Here is an 18,523-nt window from a genome sequence, read left to right on the forward strand (position 1 = left end):
TGCGCGGTACACTGCCTCAGTCCATCTTTCGATCAGGACACGGGGGAACACGCGTGACCACGGAGATCACACGAAGCGGGCAGCGCGCCGCGGACGCCGAGTCCGCCGCCGCGACGACCGCCTCTGCTCTCACGACGAGCGCAGCGTTCCCCGCCCTCGTGCGCACCGCGAGCGGCAAGATCCCGGTGGTCGCCGCGTCGGCGCCTCCGAAGTTCAACTGGCGCAAGCGCTACGCGCGCTACCTGCGCCTGACCGACTTCATCGTCCTCACGCTCGTCGTGTTCGGCACGCAGTTCAGCTGGCTCGGCATGCACAAGCTCATCGAGATGCCGATCCCGGCATTGCCGGGGCTCACGTCGTACACGATGCTCTCGGTCGTCGTCGTGCTGCTCTGGATGATGGTGCTCGCCCTCAACGACACGCGCTCCGATCGTGTGATCGGCGTCGGGACGGCCGAGTACAAGCGCATCTTCGACGCGAGCTTCATGCTCTTCGGCGTCATCGCCATCGCGGCCTTCCTCCTCAAGGTCGAGATCGCCCGCGGGTACCTGCTCATCGCCCTGCCGTCCGGAGTCGCCGCGCTCTTCATCGAGCGCTGGATCTGGCGACGCTGGCTCGCGCGGCAGCGCGCGAAGGGGGAGTACTCGGCGCGCGTCCTCCTCGTGGGCTCCGAGCGCTCGGTCGCGCACACGGCGCGCGAGCTCAAGCGCGCGAAGGGGGCCGGCTACCGGATCGTGGGCGCGTGCATCCCGACCGGGCGCATCGCGGGGCAGCTCACCGACACCGACATCCCCGTCATGGGCAGCGTGAACTCGGTCGAGCGCGCGATCGAGGTGACGGGCGCCGACACCGTCGTCATCACGAGCACCGACGAGCTCGGGCCGCAGCGGGTCAAGCAGGTCTCCTGGGCGCTCGAGGCCGGTCGTCAGCACCTCGTGCTCGCGCCGAGCATCACCGACATCGCGGGTCCGCGCATCCACATGCGCCCCGTGTCGGGCCTCCCGCTCATGCACGTGGAGACCCCGCGCTTCTCGCCGGGCCAGCGCTTCGTCAAGCGCATGATGGACCTCTTCGGCTCGCTCTTCATCGTCACGCTGCTGAGCCCCGTGCTCCTCGTGCTCGCGGCCATCGTGAAGGTCTCCTCGCCCGGCCCCGTCATCTACAAGCAGACCCGCATCGGGCGCCACGGGCGCGAGTTCCAGATGCTCAAGTTCCGCTCCATGGTCGTGGGCGCGGAGCACCTCCTCGACGACCTCATCGAGCAGCAGGACCTCGGCAACGAGGTGCAGTTCAAGATGAAGGACGACCCGCGCGTGACGAAGGTCGGCCGGGTCATGCGCAAGTTCAGCCTCGACGAGCTGCCGCAGCTGTTCAACGTGCTCGGCGGATCCATGTCGCTCGTCGGCCCACGCCCGCCCATCCAGCGCGAGGTCGACCAGTACGCCGACCACGTGCACCGCCGCTTCCTCGTCAAGCCCGGCATCACGGGCCTGTGGCAGGTCTCCGGGCGCTCCACGCTCTCGTGGGACGACAGCGTGCGTCTCGACCTCTCCTACGTGGAGAACTGGAGCGTCATGGGCGACATCGTGATCCTCCTCAAGACGGGCAAGGCCGCGCTCTTCCCGGGCGACACCGCCTCCTGACGCGCCGCGGCGACACCGCGTCCTGACGCGCTGCGCGTCGCGGCCTCCTGACGCGCCGCGCGTCGCGGCCGGCCCGGTCGCGCCCCGGGCACCCCATGCACGAATTCACCCGGATGTCTAGCCGGTTGCGCTTCCCGGATGCCAGACTGATCGCGAAGCGCCCGGACCTGCGGGCGTCCAACGCCGAGGAGGGTGACATGGGTCTGGATGACCTCGTGAACAAGGGCAAGGATCTCTACGAGCAGAACAAGGACAAGGTCGACGAGGCGCTTCACAGCGACCAGGCCGAGCAGGTGAGCGACAACGTGCTCGGCGGCGTCGCCGACTTCGCGAAGAAGATCCTCCCGGACTCGGTCGACGGCAAGATCGACGAGGTCCGCGACAACATCGACGGCGCGATCGGCAACGACCGCTGACGCAGCCGTGAGCGCACGAGGGCCCCGCCGGACGGCGGGGCCCTCGTCTGCGTCCGGGGCGGTTCACCCGCTCGCCCCGCGCGTTCGGTAGGGTGCCGCACATGCTGCGCGGAGTCATCCCTCCTGTCGTCACGCCCCTCACGGCTGAGCGGGCTCTCGACGAGGCGAGCCTCGTCCGGGTCGTCGAGGACCAGATTGCGGCGGGCGCGGGTGGCGTCTTCGTCGGCGGGTCGACGGGGGAGATCGCCCTGCTCGACGACGAGACGCGCGTGCGGGCGGCGGAGGTCGCGGTCGAGGCGGCGGCAGGGCGCGTCCCCGTGCTCGCGGGCGTCATCGACACCGGCACGGCGAGGGTCGTGCGGCACGCGCTGCGGGCGGAGGCGGCGGGCGTCGATGCCGTGGTCGCAACGCCACCTTTCTACATCGCGCCGCACGTCGACGAGATCTCCCGCCACTACCGGCTGCTGGCCGAGGCCGTGTCGATCCCCGTGGTGGCATACGACATCCCGTCTGCGACGCACGTGCCGCTTCCGGCATCCGTCCTCGGCGAACTCGCTCGGGATGGCGTGATCGCGGGCTTCAAGGACTCCAGCGGCGACATCGCGGGCTTCCGGCGGGCGCTCGACGCCGTCGCCGGAACCGACGTCGCCGTCTTCACCGGCTCCGAGCTGTTCGCCGACCTGGCCCTCGAACTCGGTGCGGCCGGCATCGTGCCCGGCCTCGGCAACGTCGATCCCGCCGGTTACGTCGCCATCGAGCGGGCCGTCGCCGCAGGCGACATCGCGACCGCCCGGCGCGAGCAGGAGCGGCTCATCCGGCTCTTCCGCATCACCGAGGTCGGCGACCGTGCGCGGCTCGGCTACACGGCCGCAGCGCTCGGGGGATTCAAGGCCGCGCTGTGGCTGCGCGGCGTGATCGCGACGCCCGCGACATCCGCCCCGCTCGGCGCGCTCGACGCCGCCGAGATCGACGAGATCCGCGCCGTCCTCGTCGCCGAGGGAGTGGCGCTCACGCGCTGATCGCGCCCGGTTCGGGGGATTGCCAGGCATTTCGGAGGTTCCGGTTCGGGCGGTGTGACGCGCCCCTCCGCGATCCGCGTCAGCATGCGGATCTCTCGTTATCGATCCGTTACATTCCGTGATCGACGTGCGCGGGGCCATCCATGCGCCTCGGAGGGCATACCCAGAGACCGCCCAGACTCGCGGGTCAGGGTCTTCGTCCTGTGGCCGACGCCCGAACGGCGGCCGCACCGGTGCACCCGACACCGGCACCCTCACCGGCGAGACCGGCGCCCGCCCCGGCGCACCGCCGGCCCCCACGACACAGGACGTTGAATGCCCCGCGATCTCGAAGCGGGTGAGCCCCTGCTCGCCCCGTTCCCCCGACCGAACCACCTCTCGCTGCTCCGCAAGGAGAAGGAGCGACGCACGCGCCGCCGCTGGGCGATCGGCGCGACGCTCGCCCTCTGCGTGACCGCCGCGAGCGGAAGCGTCGCGGCAGCGGCCGCCGAGCTCCAGACGGGCGCCCGCACGGCCGCCGAGGTGACGGTCGCCCTCGTGCAGCCCGAGACGGTCGAGGCCGCGACGTCGGCGATCGAGGAGGCCGAGGCGGCGATCGCCGACGCCCATCCGTCGGTCGACACGACCGCGCTCGTCGAGCAGGTCGACACCCTCCGCGCGTACGACAAGCTCCCCGTCGTCACCGTCGAGGCCGCCATCGCGGACGCCGCTGCCGAGACCGAGCGCGTCGTCGACGAGACCGCTGCCGCCGAGGCCGCCGACGCGGAGGCCGCGAAGAAGGCCGCCGAGGAGAAGGCGGCCGCCGAGGCGGCGGAGGCCGCCGCCGCCGAGGCCGCGGCAGCCGCCAACACGGTCGAGGGCGCGCAGGCCACGGCCCGCACCATGGCCGCCGAGCAGTACGGCTGGGGCGACGGCGAGTTCTCGTGCCTCGTCTCGCTCTGGAACAAGGAGTCGGGATGGTCGTACACCGCGACCAACCCCTCGAGCGGTGCCTACGGCATCCCGCAGTCGCTCCCCGGCGACAAGATGGCGACGGCCGGCGCCGACTGGCAGACCAACGCGTCGACGCAGATCGCCTGGGGCCTCGAGTACATCGCCGCCGCGTACGGCACCCCCTGCAGCGCCTGGGGGCACTCCCAGGCCACCGACTGGTACTGAGCCACGAACACGAGATCAGGACACCGCATGGCCGAGCAGCTTCTCACCCCCTTCCCCCGCCCGAACCACCTCGTGCTCCTCCGTCAGGAGAAGGAGCGCCGCCGCCGTCGCCGCTGGGCGATCGGGTCGGCTCTCGCGCTGTGCCTCTCCGCCGCGGGCGGGAGCGTCGCCGCGGCCGCCGTCGAGCTGACGCCCGTGCCGCGCACGGCGCAGGAGGTCACGGCCGCTGCGACGGTCGACACCGCGGCGCGGACGGCGACCGAGGCCCTCGACGCCGCGCAGCAGGCGATCGACGAGGCGCACCCCTCGGTCGACACGGCGCAGCTCGAGAAGTACGTCGCGACGCTCGACGCCTCCGACAAGCTCCCCGTCGTGACGGTGCTCGCCGCGGCCGAGGACGCCGAGGCGGAGACCGACGAGGTCGTCGCCGAGACCGCCGCCGCCGAGAAGGCCGACGCCGAGCGCAAGGCCGCCGAGGAGAAGGCCGCGGCCGAGAAGGCCGCCGCGGAGAAGGCTGCCGCCGAGAAGGCGGCCGCAGAGCAGGCCGCGGCGGAGCAGCGCGCCGCGGAGGAGCAGGCCGCGGCGGAGCAGCAGGCGGCGGAGGAGCAGGCTCAGCAGGAGCAGGCTGCTCCCGCGCCTCAGCCCGCGCCCCAGGCGCCGGCGGTGCCGTCGGGCAGCGCGCAGGAGATCGCACGGCAGATGGCGGCCGACCAGTACGGCTGGGGCGACGGCGAGTTCGCATGCCTCGTGTCCCTGTGGGACAAGGAGTCGGGATGGTCGTCGACCGCCCAGAACCCGTCGAGCGGCGCCTATGGCATCCCGCAGGCGCTCCCCGGCGACAAGATGGCGTCGTTCGGCGCGGACTGGGCGACGAACCCGGCCACCCAGATCGCGTGGGGTCTGAGCTACATCGCGGGCACCTATGGCACCCCGTGCGGTGCGTGGGGTCACTCCCAGTCCGTCGGCTGGTACTGAGCGGCACGAGGCTCGTTCGGCGGGCGGGGCTGGCGTTTGGGGCAGCCGCGCTTCGGTGAGCCGGGGCCGTCGCTGCATCGGGGCCGTCGCCGCGTTTCGCGGCCATCCGGTCTGGATTCGACGCGCTCCGGGGCAAGGCTCGACGAGCCTTGCCCCGGAACGCGTCGAACGGACGCCGTTTCGTCGCGAATCGCGGCAAGGGGATGAGCATCCTCGAGGCGGATCGGCCTAAGGCATCGGAGCACGGGTCCGCCACCTTGCCCGTGTCTCACCTGGCGTGGGAATCGAAGGCCCATAGCCGCTGCGGGTGAGACATCCATCCGTCCGTGTCTCACTCGTCGCCGGAATGGCGACCGGATGGCCGCCGGAAGCGAGACATGCCCCGCAGTGCGTGAGACATCCATCCGTCCGTGTCTCACTCGTCGCTGGAATGGTGCCCGGATGGCCGCCGAAACCGAGACATGCCCGCAGCGGCCGTGCCACCACCCCCATCCATGTCTCACTCGTCGCCGGAATGGCGAGCGGATGGCCGCCGAAAGTGAGACATGCAGGAGAGGGCGCGACCGCCCCGGCAGTCCGAAGACGGGGCATCCGGAGGGGTGCGCGACGAACCTGAACGCCTGCCCGGGATCCCTTGCGGCACAACGGCCCGAGGCGCGACACGCCCGGGTTGCGGCGACACCGTCGGGGATGGCAGAATAGACAGGTTCCACATTCCGGCGTGCGCTTCGGCGCGCCAGCCGGATCACTGCCAGGGCAGTGCATAGGCGGCGCCTCGAGCGCAGAGACCTAGGCCGCGGGCAGCAGAACACACACAACCCCACCTCCCCTCCCGGGGAGAAGTGCGGCTGCGGTCGTCTCCGGATGGCCGATTGACAGCAGAACAGTGGTGCAGCATGCGCCGTCCTCGGGCGGCCTCGATGTGCCGAAGGCGCGCCAGCGCCGCAGTGCGTCCAATGCCCGAGAGGTACGACGCGGAAAGAGAGACAGACAATGGCGGGACAGAAGATCCGCATTCGCCTGAAGTCGTATGACCACGAGGTCATCGACACGTCGGCGCGCAAGATCGTCGACACGGTGACCCGTGCCGGCGCTCAGGTCGTCGGCCCGGTGCCGCTCCCGACGGAGAAGAACGTCGTGTGCGTCATCCGATCGCCTCACAAGTACAAGGACAGCCGCGAGCACTTCGAGATGCGCACCCACAAGCGCCTCATCGACATCGTCGACCCGACCCCCAAGGCGGTCGACTCGCTCATGCGTCTGGACCTCCCTGCTGACGTCAACATCGAGATCAAGCTCTGAGGTTCGACATGGCTGACATCAACAACAAGGTTTCGAAGGGTCTGCTCGGCACCAAGCTCGGCATGACCCAGGTCTGGAACGAGAACGGCAAGCTCATCCCCGTCACGGTGATCGAGCTCGCTCCGAACGTGGTCACGCAGATCCGCTCGGTCGAGAAGGATGGCTACAACGCCGTCCAGATCGGCTACGGGCAGGTCGACCCCCGCAAGGTGAACAAGCCCCTCACGGCCCACTTCGAGGCCGCCGGCGTGACGCCCCGTCGTCACCTCACCGAGATCCGCACCGCGGACGCCGCCGACTACACCCTGGGCCAGGAGCTCACGGTGGACGGCGTGTTCGAGGCCGGCCAGCTGGTCGACGTCGTCGGCACCAGCAAGGGCAAGGGCACCGCGGGTGTCATGAAGCGCCACAACTTCAAGGGCGTCTCGGCTTCGCACGGTGCGCACCGCAACCACCGCAAGCCCGGTTCGATCGGCGCGTCGTCGACCCCGAGCCGCGTCTTCAAGGGCATGCGCATGGCCGGCCGCATGGGCGGCGAGCGCGTGACCGTCCTCAACCTCACGGTTCACGCCGTCGACGCCGAGAAGGGTCTGCTGCTCGTCAAGGGCGCCGTCCCCGGTGCGCGCGGCCGGATCGTCTTCGTCCGCAACGCTGTGAAGGGAGCCTGAGGCACATGGCTGACTCGACTCTCGCTCTCGACGTCCTCGGCACCGACGGCAAGAAGACCGGCACGGTCGAGCTTCCCGCTTCGGTGTTCGACGTCAAGACGAACATCCCGCTGATCCACCAGGTCGTCGTCGCGCAGCTCGCGGCGGCTCGCCAGGGCACCCACTCGACCAAGCGTCGCGGTGAGGTCTCGGGCGCCGGCCGCAAGCCCTTCAAGCAGAAGGGCACGGGCAACGCCCGTCAGGGCTCGATCCGTGCGCCGCACATGACCGGCGGTGGCATCGTCCACGGTCCGAAGCCGCGCGACTACTCGCAGCGCACCCCCAAGAAGATGATCGCCGCCGCCCTCGCGGGCGTGCTCAGCGACCGCTTCCGCGGCGGACGCCTGCACGTCGTCGACGCGTTCGGCACCGAGAAGCCCTCGACGAAGGCCGCTGCGCAGTTCATCGCGCAGGTCACCTCGTCGAAGAAGGTCCTCGTCGTGCTCGACCGCACGGACGACTTCGGCTGGCTGAGCGTGCGCAACCTGCGCAACGTCCACGTCCTGGCCGCTGACCAGCTCAACGCCTACGACGTGGTCACCTCCGACGACGTCGTGTTCACGAAGGCCGCGATCGACGCGTTCATCGCGCAGAAGACCGGCGCCACCCAGGAGGTCTCGGCATGACCGCTCTCAACAAGGACCCGCGCGACGTCATCATCGCGCCGGTCGTCTCGGAGAAGAGCTACGGCCTGATCGACGAGGGCAAGTACACGTTCATCGTGGACCCCCGCTCGAACAAGTCGGAGATCAAGCTCGCGATCGAGAAGATCTTCGACGTGAAGGTCGCCTCGGTGAACACGATCAACCGCGTCGGCAAGGCACGCCGCACCCGCTTCGGCACGGGCAAGCGCAAGGACACCAAGCGCGCCATCGTGACCCTCAAGTCGGGCACCATCGACATCTTCACGGCTGTCGCCTGAGACGGCCAGGAGGAATAGAGAGAAATGGCTATTCGCAACTACAAGCCCACGACCCCGGGTCGCCGCGGCTCGTCGGTGGCTGACTTCGCAGAGATCACGCGCTCGACGCCCGAGAAGTCGCTGCTCCGCCCGCTCGCCAAGACGGGTGGCCGCAACAACCAGGGCCGCATCACGACGCGTCACATCGGCGGTGGCCACAAGCGCCAGTACCGTGTGATCGACTTCCGTCGCAACGACAAGGACGGGATCAACGCGAAGGTCGCTCACATCGAGTACGACCCCAACCGCACCGCGCGCATCGCGCTCCTGCACTACTTCGACGGCGAGAAGCGCTACATCCTCGCGCCCGAGAAGCTCCGTCAGGGCGACATCGTCGAGTCGGGCTCCGGCGCCGACATCAAGCCCGGCAACAACCTGCCGCTCCGCAACATCCCCACCGGTACGGTCATCCACGCGATCGAGCTCCGCCCCGGCGGCGGCGCGAAGCTGGCCCGTTCGGCGGGCGCCTCGGTGCGTCTCGTCGCCAAGGACGGCCCCTACGCGCAGCTCCGTCTGCCCTCGGGCGAGGTCCGCAACGTCGACGCACGCTGCCGCGCCACCATCGGCGAGGTCGGCAACGCCGAGCAGTCCAACATCAACTGGGGCAAGGCCGGCCGCAAGCGCTGGAAGGGCGTCCGCCCGACCGTCCGCGGTGTCGCGATGAACCCGGTCGACCACCCGCACGGTGGTGGTGAGGGCAAGACCTCCGGTGGTCGCAACCCCGTCACGCCGTGGGGTCAGCCTGAGGGCCGCACCCGTCACGCGAACAAGGAAAGCGACAAGCTCATCGTTCGTCGTCGTAACGCCGGCAAGAAGCGCAAGTAGGAGTCAAGAAGATGCCACGCAGTCTGAAGAAGGGCCCCTTCGTCGACGAGCACCTGCTTCGCAAGGTTGTCTCGCAGAACGAGGCGGGTACCAAGAACGTCATCAAGACCTGGTCGCGCCGTTCGATGATCATCCCCGCCATGCTGGGACACACCATCGCCGTGCACGACGGTCGCAAGCACATCCCCGTGTTCGTGACCGAGACCATGGTCGGCCACAAGCTGGGCGAGTTCGCGCCCACCCGCACCTTCCGCGGTCACGTGAAGGACGACAAGAAGGGCCGTCGCCGCTAAGGCGACCGAGAGGAGAGAGAAATGGTGGAGTCCATCGCACGTGTGCGACACATCCGCGTGACCCCTCAGAAGGCTCGTCGTGTCGTGGCCCTCATCAAGGGCAAGCAGGCCCAGGAGGCTCTCGCGATCCTCAAGTTCGCGCAGCAGTCCGCCTCGGAGCCCATCTACAAGCTCGTCGAGTCGGCGATCGCCAACGCGCAGGTCAAGGCCGGCAACGCCGGTGAGTACCTCAACGAGCAGGACCTGTACGTGAAGAACGCCTTCGTGGACGAGGGGACGACGCTCAAGCGCTTCCAGCCCCGTGCACAGGGCCGCGCGTTCCAGATCAAGAAGCGCACGAGCCACATCACGGTCGTGCTCTCGACCCCGGAGGTCGCCGAGGCGGCCGCTGCGGGCAACAAGAAGGCGAGCAAGTAATGGGACAGAAGGTAAACCCGTACGGCTTCCGCCTCGGCATCACCACGGACCACGTCTCGCGCTGGTTCTCTGACTCGACCAAGCCGGGTCAGCGGTACGCCGACTACGTGGCCGAGGACATCAAGATCCGTCAGCTGCTCACCACGTCGCTCGACCGCGCCGGCGTGAGCAACATCGAGATCGAGCGCACCCGCGACCGCGTGCGCGTCGACATCCACACCGCGCGTCCGGGCATCGTCATCGGCCGCCGTGGTGCGGAGGCCGAGCGCATCCGCGGTGAGCTCGAGAAGCTCACGGGCAAGCAGATCCAGCTGAACATCCTCGAGGTGAAGAACCCCGAGGCCGACGCTCAGCTCGTCGCGCAGGGTGTCGCCGAGCAGCTCAGCGCCCGCGTGGCCTTCCGCCGCGCGATGCGCAAGGGCCTGCAGGGCGCGCAGCGCGCCGGCGCCAAGGGCGTCCGGATCCAGGTCTCGGGCCGTCTCGGCGGCGCCGAGATGAGCCGCTCGGAGTTCTACCGCGAGGGCCGTGTGCCGCTGCACACGCTCCGCGCGAACATCGACTACGGCTTCTACGAGGCGAAGACCACCTTCGGCCGCATCGGCGTGAAGGTCTGGATCTACAAGGGCGACCTCACCAACAAGGAACTCGCGCGTGAAGAGGCTTCGCGTAAGCCCTCCTCGCAGCGCGACCGTGGCGGCCGTCGTGGCCCGCGTCGCAACGACGCCGAGGCAGCGCCGGTCGCGGAAGGAGCGTCGGCGTAATGCTCATCCCCCGCAAGGTCAAGTACCGCAAGCAGCACCACCCCAAGCGCGACGGCCAGGCCACGGGTGGCACGAAGGTCAGCTTCGGCGACTTCGGCATCCAGGCGCTCACGCCCGCGTACGTGACGAACCGTCAGATCGAGGCAGCTCGTATCGCCATGACGCGTCACATCAAGCGTGGCGGAAAGGTGTGGATCAACATCTACCCCGACCGTCCGCTCACGAAGAAGCCCGCCGAGACCCGAATGGGCTCCGGTAAGGGCTCGCCCGAGTGGTGGGTCGCAAACGTCAAGCCGGGTCGCGTCCTCTTCGAGGTCGCCGGTGTCAACGAGCAGCTCGCCCGTGAGGCACTGACCCGAGCAATCCACAAGCTGCCTCTCAAGGCACGCATCATCAAGCGCGAGGAGGGCGACGCGTAATGGCGATCGGCACCAAGGAGCTCGCCCCCAAGGAGCTCGACACGTTCGAAGACCAGCGCCTCGTCGAGGAGCTGCGCAAGGCCAAGGAAGAGCTGTTCAACCTGCGCTTCCAGTCGGCCACCGGCCAGCTGGAGAGCCACGGCCGCATCCGTGCGGTCAAGCGCGACATCGCGCGTCTCTACACCGTGATCCGCGAGCGCGAGCTCGGGATCCGGGCGACGCCGGCTCCGGTCGAGACGAAGGCCAAGAAGACCAAGGCGAAGAAGGCGGACAAGGCGGAGACGCCGGCTGCCGCCGAGGGAGAGGCTGAGTGATGGCCACCGAGAACAAGACCGAGGAGACCGCCGAGCGCGGCTACCGCAAGTCCGTCCGCGGCTACGTCGTGAGCGACAAGATGGACAAGACGATCGTCGTCGAGGTCGAGGACCGCGTGAAGCACCCCCTCTACGGCAAGGTCATCCGTCGCACGAAGAAGCTCAAGGCGCACGACGAGCAGAACACCGCCGGCATCGGCGACCTCGTGGTCATCAACGAGACCCGCCCGCTGAGCGCCACCAAGCGCTGGCGCCTGGTCGAGATCCTCGAGAAGGCCAAGTAAGCCCTCCGGGGCTCGCTTGGAACCAAGGAGTAAGAAGTGATTCAGAACGAATCCCGCCTCAAGGTCGCTGACAACACCGGCGCCAAGGAGCTGCTCACCATCCGCGTGCTCGGCGGCTCGAACCGCCGCTACGCGGGTCTCGGTGACACGATCGTCGCCACCGTCAAGGACGCGATCCCCGGCGGCAACGTGAAGAAGGGCGACGTGGTCAAGGCCGTCGTCGTCCGCACTGTCAAGGAGACGCGCCGTCCCGACGGCTCGTACATCAAGTTCGACGAGAACGCCGCCGTCATCCTGAAGAACGACGGGGAGCCCCGCGGCACCCGCATCTTCGGGCCCGTCGGCCGCGAGCTTCGTGACCGCAAGTTCATGAAGATCGTCTCGCTCGCACCGGAGGTGCTGTAACTCATGGCGAAGATCAAGAAGGGCGACCTCGTCCAGGTGATCTCCGGCGCCAAGCCCGAGCGCGGTGGAGACCGCGGCAAGCAGGGCAAGGTGCTCGAGGTCGTGGACGGCGGCAACCGCGTCGTCGTCGAGGGCGTCAACTACATCACGAAGCACAACCGCGTCGGCCAGACGCAGCGCGGCACGAAGACCGGCGGCATCGAGACCCTCGAGGCCCCCATCCACGTGTCCAACGTCGCGCTCGTCGACCCCGAGACCAAGAAGCCGACCCGCGTCGGGTTCCGTCTCGAGGAGCAGGTCAAGGACGGCGTCAAGAAGACTGTTCGCGTGCGCTACGCGAAGAAGTCGGGTAAGGACATCTGAGAATGAGCACGGATACCGCTGCGCAGACTGGCAAAATCCAGCCGCGTATGAAGCAGGTCTACCGGGACGAGATCCGTCAGAAGCTGCAGGACGAGTTCGGCTACGCGAACCCGATGCAGGTTCCCGGCCTCGTCAAGGTGGTCGTGAACACGGGTGTCGGCGAGGCCGCTCGCGACAGCAAGGTCATCGAGGGCGCGGTCGCAGACCTCACCGCCATCACCGGCCAGAAGCCTGTCGTCACCAAGGCGAAGAAGTCGATCGCTCAGTTCAAGCTGCGCGAGGGCCAGGCCATCGGCGCGCACGTCACCCTCCGCGGTGACCGCGCGTGGGAGTTCCTGGACCGTCTCATCTCGCTCGCCCTGCCCCGCATCCGCGACTTCCGCGGCCTGTCGCCGAAGCAGTTCGACGGCAACGGGAACTACACCTTCGGTGTCACGGAGCAGTCGATCTTCCACGAGATCGACCAGGACAAGATCGACCGCGTCCGCGGCTTCGACATCACCATCGTGACGACCGCGAAGACGGATGACGAGGGTCGCGCGTTCCTGCGCCACCTGGGATTCCCCTTCGTGGGCAAGAACGAGCAGGCCTGATACACTAGGGCGTTTGCTTCATGCGTTTCGCCCCCGCGGCCGCGCCGCGGGGGCGTCTCGTGTGAAGGCACACAATCGAACATCGCAGGTCATCGAAGGTCGTCTGTCGTGTAACGGCAGCCGAAACCTCATGAACAAAGGAATCGTCATATGACAATGACAGACCCGGTCGCAGACATGCTGACCCGTCTGCGCAACGCGAACTCGGCGCACCACGACTCCGTGTCGCTGCCGTCGAGCAAGCTGAAGACGCACATCGCCGACATCCTCAAGCAGGAGGGCTACATCTCGGCGTGGGAGGAGACCGACGCGCGCGTCGGCAAGACCCTCACGCTGACCCTCAAGTACGGCCCGAACCGCGAGCGCTCCATTGCGGGCATCAAGCGCGTCTCGAAGCCCGGTCTCCGCGTGTACGCGAAGTCGACCGAGCTCCCGCGCGTGCTCGGCGGACTCGGCGTCGCCATCCTGTCCACCTCCAGCGGTCTCCTCACCGACCGCCAGGCCGAGCAGAAGGGCGTGGGCGGAGAAGTTCTCGCCTACGTGTGGTGATCGAACCATGTCGCGTATCGGACGTCTTCCCATCGACATCCCCGCCGGCGTCACCGTGACGGTCGACGGGTCGCAGGTTGCGGTCAAGGGCCCCAAGGGCGAGCTCGCCCTCGAGGTCGCGAAGCCCATCGAGGTCAAGGTCGAGGAGAACCAGGTTCTCGTCACCCGCCCCGACGACGAGCGTGAGTCGCGTGCCCTGCACGGCCTCACCCGCACCCTCATCTCCAACAACATCATCGGCGTGACCCAGGGCTACACCAAGGGCCTCGAGGTCGTCGGCACGGGTTACCGTGTCGCCCAGAAGGGCTCGTCCGTCGAGTTCGCTCTCGGCTTCTCGCACCCGGTCGTCGTCGAGCCGCCGGCCGGCATCACGTTCACGGTCGAGGGCAACAACAAGCTCACCGTCAGCGGCATCGACAAGCAGGCCGTCGGCGAGGTGGCTGCCAACATCCGCAAGATCCGCAAGCCCGAGCCGTACAAGGGCAAGGGTGTGCGCTACGCCGGCGAGGTCGTGCGTCGCAAGGCCGGAAAGGCTGGTAAGTAATCATGGCTGTGAAGTCGAAGTCCGTCGCGCGCTCGCGTCGCCACACTCGCCTTCGCAAGAAGGTCGTGGGCACCGAGGCGCGCCCCCGTCTCGTCGTCAACCGCTCTGCGCGCCACGTGTTCGTGCAGCTCGTCGACGACAGCAAGGGCATCACGCTCTTCAGCGCGTCGACGCTCGAGACCGACCTCCGTTCGTTCGAGGGTGACAAGACCGCCAAGGCCCGCAAGGTCGGCGAGCTCGTCGCCGAGCGCGCGAAGGCCGCCGGCATCAACGACGTCGTGTTCGACCGTGGAGGCAACCGCTACGCCGGTCGTGTCGCCGCGATCGCGGATGGCGCCCGTGAGGGAGGCCTGAACCTGTGAGTGAGAACAAGGAGACCGAAGTGACCACCGAAGCCGCTGCTCAGGCAGCGCCCGAGCAGACCGAGGAGCGCCGCGAGCGCGAGCCTCGCCGCGGCGGTCGCGAGCAGCGCGGCAACAGCCGTGACCGCAACAGCCGCGGCAACGACAGCCAGTTCCTCGAGCGCGTCGTCACGATCAACCGCGTGTCGAAGGTCGTCAAGGGCGGTCGTCGCTTCAGCTTCACCGCGCTCGTCGTCGTCGGCGACGGCAGCGGTGTGGTCGGCGTCGGCTACGGCAAGGCCCGCGAGGTGCCCCTGGCCATCTCGAAGGGCGTCGAGGACGCGAAGCGCAACTTCTTCCGCGTGCCCCGCGTCGGCAGCACCATCCCGCACCCCGTGCAGGGTGAGGCGGCCGCCGGTGTGGTCCTCCTCCGTCCGGCCGCTGCCGGTACCGGTGTCATCGCGGGCGGCCCCGTCCGCGCCGTCCTCGAGTGCGCGGGCATCCACGACGTGCTCTCGAAGTCGCTCGGCTCGTCGAACACGATCAACATCGTGCACGCGACCGTCGAGGCGCTGAAGCAGCTCGAGGAGCCCCGTGCGGTCGCCGCGCGTCGCGGTCTCGACTTCGACCAGGTGGCTCCGGCTCGTCTCGTGCGCGCGGAGGCCGAGGCCGCCGCTACCGCAAAGGCAGGTGCCTGATGGCTGCGCGTCTCAAGGTGACCCAGATCAAGTCCAAGGTGAGCGAGAAGCAGAACCAGCGCGACACGCTGCGCAGCCTCGGCCTCAAGCGGATCGGCGACTCGGTCGTCCGTCCCGATGACGCTCAGACGCGCGGCTACGTCCGCACCGTCGCTCACCTCGTGAACGTTGAGGAGATCGACTGATGGCTGAGACCAACGAGCAGCGCCCCGGCGTGCTGAAGGCCCACCACCTCCGTCCCGTCCCGGGCGCCAACACCGCGAAGACCCGCAAGGGCCGTGGTGAGGGCTCGAAGGGCAAGACGGCCGGTCGTGGCACCAAGGGCACGAAGGCCCGCAACACCGTGCGCGTCGGCTTCGAGGGTGGGCAGATGCCGCTGCACATGCGCACCCCGAAGCTCCGCGGCTTCAAGAACCCGTTCCGCGTCGAGTACCAGGTCGTGAACCTGGACAAGCTCGCGGAGCTCTACCCCCAGGGTGGCGACGTGACCGTCGCCGACCTCGTCGCCAAGGGCGCCGTTCGCAAGAACGAGAAGGTCAAGCTCCTGGGCAACGGCGACATCTCGGTCGCGCTCAACGTGTCGGTGGACAAGGTCTCCGGCTCGGCTGAGCAGAAGATCGTCGCCGCCGGCGGCAGCATCAAGTAACACCCCGCGAAAGGGCCGGAGGCGAGAGCCTCCGGCCCTTTCCGTTACTCTGGACATCGGTGCGCCTTCTCTTCGCGGCCCACCACTCCATTCCACTGGGAGGCTCTTCCTTGTTCAGCGCTATCGCGCGGATCATCCGCACGCCCGATCTGCGGCGGAAGATCGGCTTCACGCTCGGGATCATCGCCGTGTACCGCTTCGGCGCGCACATCCCCGCACCGTTCGTCAACTTCCCGAACGTGCAGAGCTGCATCGATCAGACGTCGGGCACGCAGGGCCTGCTCTCCCTCGTCAACCTCTTCTCCGGTGGCGCGCTCCTGCAGCTGTCGATCTTCGCGCTGGGCGTCATGCCCTACATCACCGCGACGATCATCACGCAGCTGCTGCGCGTGGTCATCCCGCACTTCGAGACCCTTTACAAGGAGGGCCAGGCGGGCCAGGCCAAGCTCACGCAGTACACGCGCTACCTGACGATCGCGCTCGCGCTCCTGCAGTCGACCACGCTCATCACCGTCGCGCGCAGCGGCCAGCTGTTCGGGGTCACCGGCGTCCCAGAGTGCGAGAACGTGCTGACCAACGACGCCTGGTGGGCGCAGCTGCTCGTCATCATCACGATGACCGCCGGCACCGGCCTCATCATGTGGTTCGCCGAGCTCGTCACCGAGCGCGGCGTGGGCAACGGCATGTCGCTGCTCATCTTCACGTCGATCGCCGCGACCTTCCCGGCCGCGATGTGGGCCATCTGGCAGGCGAACGGCTTCGAGATCTTCCTCCTCGTGCTCGCGGTCGGCATCGTCGTCGTCGCGGCCGTGGTGTTCGTCGAGCAGTCCCAGCGGCGCATCCCGGTGCAGTACGCGAAGCGGATGGTCGGACGACGCACGTACGGCGGTACGAACACGTACATCCCGATCAAGGTCAACATGGCGGGCGTCGTGCCGGTCATCTTCGCCTCGTCGCTGCTGTACATCCCGTCGCTCGTCGCGCAGTTCAACTCCACCCCCGACGCCGAGGGCAACCTGCCCGGCTGGGTCACGTGGATCAACAGCTACCTGACGACAGGCGACCACCCGCTGTACATGCTGGTGTACTTCCTGCTCATCATCGGGTTCACCTACTTCTACGTCGCGATCACGTTCAACCCCGTCGAGGTCGCCGACAACATGAAGAAGTACGGCGGCTTCATCCCCGGGATCCGGGCCGGCCGCCCCACCGCCGAATACCTCGACTACGTGCTCACGCGCATCACGCTCCCGGGCTCGCTGTACCTCGGCCTCATCGCTCTCATCCCGCTCATCGCCCTCGCGACGGTCGGCGCCAACCAGAACTTCCCGTTCGGCGGCGCGTCGATCCTCATCATCGTCGGCGTGGGACTCGAGACCGTGAAGCAGATCGACGCGCAGCTCCAGCAGCGCCACTACGAAGGACTCCTCCGATGACAGCCCGTCTCCTCATCGTCGGCCCCCAGGGCTCCGGCAAGGGCACGCAGGGCGTGCTCGTCGCCGAGGCGTTCGGCATCCCCGTGGTGTCGACCGGCGACATCTTCCGCGCCAACATCAAGCAGAGCACCGAGCTCGGCCTCAAGGTCAAGGCGATCACCGACGCCGGCGACCTCGTGCCCGACGAGGTCACGAGCGAGATCGTGCGCGACCGCCTCTCGCAGGACGACGCCCAGGGCGGCTTCCTGCTCGACGGCTACCCGCGCAACACGACGCAGGTCGGCCACCTCGACGCGTTCCTCGCGGAGCGCGGCGAGAACCTCGACGCCGTGATCCTCCTCGACGTCCCGCGCGACGAGTCCATCGCGCGCATCGCGAAGCGCGCCGAGGAGCAGGGCCGCAGCGACGACACGGAGGAGGCGATCGCGAAGCGCCTCGACATCTACGAGTCGGAGACCGCGCCCATCGTCGACGTGTACGCCGAGCGCGGCATCGTCGACCGCATCGACGGCGTCGGCACGCTCGACGAGATCACGGCGCGCATCTTCGCCGCCCTCGAGGCCCGCGGCCTCGTGCGCGTGGCTGCCTGAGCGCGTGTTCCGCCGCTCGCCCTACAAGAACGCCGCGCAGCTGCGGGCGATGATCGAGCCCGGACTGATCACGGCCGCCTCCCTCGAGGAGGTGCGCCGGATCATCCGCCCGGGCATCACGACCGCCGAGCTCGACGCCGCCGCCCACCGCGTCATCGTCGAGCGCGGTGCCCGCTCGAACTTCCAGCTCGTCCGCGGGTACCGCCACACGACGTGCATCTCGGTCAACGAGCAGGTCGTCCACGGGATCCCGGGTGAGCGCGTGCTCGAGCCCGGCGACATCGTGTCGATCGACAGCGGCGCCGAGACGAAGGACGGCTGGAACGGCGACTCCGCCATCACGATCGTCGTGCCCGGGGGAGATGCGGATGTCGTCGCGCGCCGCGAGGAGCTCTCTCGCGTGACCGAGGGCTCGATGTGGGCGGGGATCGCCGCCCTCGCCTCCGCGGCGCACCTCGGCGAGGTGGGCGCAGCCATCCAGGACCACATCGAGGCGAACCCGCTCTCGTGGACCGGGCAGCCCGCCGGCATCCTGCGCGACTACGTCGGCCACGGCATCGGCCGCAAGATGCACGAGGCGCCCTCGATCTTCAACTACCGCACGAGCGACCGCGGCGCGGATGTGCGCCCCGGGCTCACCGTGTGCATCGAGCCGATGATGACCTCCGGATCGGAGGAGGTCTTCGTCGAGGACGACGACTGGACCGTGTCGACCGTCGACGGCAGCGACGGCTCCCACTGGGAGCACAGCGTCGCCGTGCATGATGACGGCATCTGGGTCCTCACCGCGCCCGACGGCGGAGCCGCTGCTCTCGCCGCGTTCGGCGTGACCCCTCACCCCATCGCCTGACACCCCGGAGAAGA

General features: G+C 68.6%; 28 protein-coding genes. All 28 read left to right on the forward strand.

Features of this window, described 5'->3' with window-relative positions:
- Positions 1–53 precede the first annotated feature (53 nt).
- The 28 genes from M1D46_RS06325 (at position 54) to map (ending at position 18,509) form a co-directional block, all read left to right on the forward strand.
- Entirely contained in the window at positions 54–1,643 is a 1,590-nt protein-coding gene (locus M1D46_RS06325; RefSeq protein WP_309299959.1) for a sugar transferase, read from the forward strand.
- A 197-nt stretch (positions 1,644–1,840) separates the two neighbouring features.
- Complete coding sequence (locus M1D46_RS06330; protein WP_271172391.1) at positions 1,841–2,059, forward strand: hypothetical protein; 219 nt, start codon at positions 1,841–1,843, stop codon at positions 2,057–2,059.
- Between the two features lie 101 nt (positions 2,060–2,160).
- Complete coding sequence (locus M1D46_RS06335; protein WP_456286971.1) at positions 2,161–3,078, forward strand: dihydrodipicolinate synthase family protein; 918 nt, start codon at positions 2,161–2,163, stop codon at positions 3,076–3,078.
- Between the two features lie 315 nt (positions 3,079–3,393).
- Entirely contained in the window at positions 3,394–4,236 is an 843-nt protein-coding gene (locus tag M1D46_RS06340) for an aggregation-promoting factor C-terminal-like domain-containing protein (protein ID WP_456286972.1), read from the forward strand.
- A 27-nt stretch (positions 4,237–4,263) separates the two neighbouring features.
- Positions 4,264–5,211 carry an aggregation-promoting factor C-terminal-like domain-containing protein gene (locus M1D46_RS06345; protein WP_421074720.1) on the forward strand — a complete coding sequence of 316 codons (948 nt, stop codon included), beginning with the start codon at positions 4,264–4,266 and terminating at the stop codon, positions 5,209–5,211.
- 993 nt (positions 5,212–6,204) lie between these two features.
- Positions 6,205–6,513, forward strand: coding sequence for a 30S ribosomal protein S10 (rpsJ, locus tag M1D46_RS06350; protein WP_098409068.1), 309 nt, complete (start codon positions 6,205–6,207; stop codon positions 6,511–6,513).
- 8 nt (positions 6,514–6,521) lie between these two features.
- Complete coding sequence (gene rplC / locus M1D46_RS06355) at positions 6,522–7,181, forward strand: 50S ribosomal protein L3 (protein WP_271172387.1); 660 nt, start codon at positions 6,522–6,524, stop codon at positions 7,179–7,181.
- A gap of 5 nt (positions 7,182–7,186) precedes the next feature.
- The gene (rplD, locus tag M1D46_RS06360; RefSeq protein ID WP_271172386.1) at positions 7,187–7,846 is read left to right on the forward strand and encodes a 50S ribosomal protein L4; all 660 of its coding nucleotides are present in this window, start codon (positions 7,187–7,189) and stop codon (positions 7,844–7,846) included.
- Positions 7,843–8,142, forward strand: a complete 300-nt coding sequence (gene rplW, locus M1D46_RS06365; RefSeq protein ID WP_271172385.1) for a 50S ribosomal protein L23 — start codon at positions 7,843–7,845, stop codon at positions 8,140–8,142. The genes rplD and rplW overlap by 4 nt, the downstream gene beginning before the upstream one ends.
- A 24-nt stretch (positions 8,143–8,166) precedes the next feature.
- Entirely contained in the window at positions 8,167–9,006 is an 840-nt protein-coding gene (gene rplB, locus M1D46_RS06370) for a 50S ribosomal protein L2 (RefSeq protein WP_271172384.1), read from the forward strand.
- Between the two features lie 11 nt (positions 9,007–9,017).
- A complete protein-coding gene (gene rpsS / locus M1D46_RS06375; protein WP_147911206.1) occupies positions 9,018–9,299 on the forward strand; it encodes a 30S ribosomal protein S19 in 282 nt (93 codons plus the stop codon).
- A gap of 21 nt (positions 9,300–9,320) precedes the next feature.
- A complete protein-coding gene (gene rplV / locus M1D46_RS06380) occupies positions 9,321–9,716 on the forward strand; it encodes a 50S ribosomal protein L22 (protein WP_271172383.1) in 396 nt (131 codons plus the stop codon).
- A complete protein-coding gene (gene rpsC / locus M1D46_RS06385) occupies positions 9,716–10,477 on the forward strand; it encodes a 30S ribosomal protein S3 (RefSeq protein WP_271172382.1) in 762 nt (253 codons plus the stop codon). Before rplV ends, rpsC begins: the two co-directional genes overlap by 1 nt.
- Complete coding sequence (gene rplP, locus M1D46_RS06390) at positions 10,477–10,896, forward strand: 50S ribosomal protein L16 (RefSeq protein ID WP_271172381.1); 420 nt, start codon at positions 10,477–10,479, stop codon at positions 10,894–10,896. Before rpsC ends, rplP begins: the two co-directional genes overlap by 1 nt.
- On the forward strand, positions 10,896–11,210 hold the full coding sequence (gene rpmC / locus M1D46_RS06395; RefSeq protein ID WP_271172380.1) for a 50S ribosomal protein L29: 315 nt from the start codon (positions 10,896–10,898) through the stop codon (positions 11,208–11,210). Before rplP ends, rpmC begins: the two co-directional genes overlap by 1 nt.
- A complete protein-coding gene (rpsQ, locus tag M1D46_RS06400) occupies positions 11,210–11,494 on the forward strand; it encodes a 30S ribosomal protein S17 (protein WP_271172379.1) in 285 nt (94 codons plus the stop codon). Before rpmC ends, rpsQ begins: the two co-directional genes overlap by 1 nt.
- A 36-nt stretch (positions 11,495–11,530) precedes the next feature.
- A complete protein-coding gene (gene rplN, locus M1D46_RS06405; RefSeq protein ID WP_271172378.1) occupies positions 11,531–11,899 on the forward strand; it encodes a 50S ribosomal protein L14 in 369 nt (122 codons plus the stop codon).
- A gap of 3 nt (positions 11,900–11,902) precedes the next feature.
- Positions 11,903–12,262 carry a 50S ribosomal protein L24 gene (gene rplX / locus M1D46_RS06410; RefSeq protein ID WP_271172377.1) on the forward strand — a complete coding sequence of 120 codons (360 nt, stop codon included), beginning with the start codon at positions 11,903–11,905 and terminating at the stop codon, positions 12,260–12,262.
- 2 nt (positions 12,263–12,264) lie between these two features.
- On the forward strand, positions 12,265–12,855 hold the full coding sequence (gene rplE / locus M1D46_RS06415) for a 50S ribosomal protein L5 (protein ID WP_271172376.1): 591 nt from the start codon (positions 12,265–12,267) through the stop codon (positions 12,853–12,855).
- A gap of 150 nt (positions 12,856–13,005) precedes the next feature.
- Positions 13,006–13,404, forward strand: a complete 399-nt coding sequence (rpsH, locus tag M1D46_RS06420) for a 30S ribosomal protein S8 (protein ID WP_271172375.1) — start codon at positions 13,006–13,008, stop codon at positions 13,402–13,404.
- A gap of 7 nt (positions 13,405–13,411) precedes the next feature.
- A complete protein-coding gene (rplF, locus tag M1D46_RS06425) occupies positions 13,412–13,948 on the forward strand; it encodes a 50S ribosomal protein L6 (protein ID WP_271172374.1) in 537 nt (178 codons plus the stop codon).
- Between the two features lie 2 nt (positions 13,949–13,950).
- Positions 13,951–14,310: a 50S ribosomal protein L18 gene (gene rplR / locus M1D46_RS06430; protein WP_271172373.1), complete on the forward strand. Its 360-nt coding sequence runs from the start codon at positions 13,951–13,953 to the stop codon at positions 14,308–14,310.
- A complete protein-coding gene (rpsE, locus tag M1D46_RS06435; protein ID WP_374727720.1) occupies positions 14,307–14,987 on the forward strand; it encodes a 30S ribosomal protein S5 in 681 nt (226 codons plus the stop codon). The genes rplR and rpsE overlap by 4 nt, the downstream gene beginning before the upstream one ends.
- Positions 14,987–15,172, forward strand: a complete 186-nt coding sequence (rpmD, locus tag M1D46_RS06440; protein ID WP_271172371.1) for a 50S ribosomal protein L30 — start codon at positions 14,987–14,989, stop codon at positions 15,170–15,172. Before rpsE ends, rpmD begins: the two co-directional genes overlap by 1 nt.
- Positions 15,172–15,633, forward strand: a complete 462-nt coding sequence (gene rplO / locus M1D46_RS06445) for a 50S ribosomal protein L15 (RefSeq protein WP_271172370.1) — start codon at positions 15,172–15,174, stop codon at positions 15,631–15,633. The genes rpmD and rplO overlap by 1 nt, the downstream gene beginning before the upstream one ends.
- Before the next feature lie 110 nt (positions 15,634–15,743).
- The gene (gene secY / locus M1D46_RS06450) at positions 15,744–17,069 is read left to right on the forward strand and encodes a preprotein translocase subunit SecY (RefSeq protein ID WP_271172369.1); all 1,326 of its coding nucleotides are present in this window, start codon (positions 15,744–15,746) and stop codon (positions 17,067–17,069) included.
- On the forward strand, positions 17,066–17,659 hold the full coding sequence (locus M1D46_RS06455) for an adenylate kinase (protein ID WP_456286973.1): 594 nt from the start codon (positions 17,066–17,068) through the stop codon (positions 17,657–17,659). Before secY ends, M1D46_RS06455 begins: the two co-directional genes overlap by 4 nt.
- 49 nt (positions 17,660–17,708) lie before the next feature.
- Complete coding sequence (gene map, locus M1D46_RS06460; RefSeq protein WP_456285263.1) at positions 17,709–18,509, forward strand: type I methionyl aminopeptidase; 801 nt, start codon at positions 17,709–17,711, stop codon at positions 18,507–18,509.
- Positions 18,510–18,523: the final 14 nt, after the last annotated feature.

Source organism: Microbacterium sp. JZ70 (genome assembly GCF_053903225.1).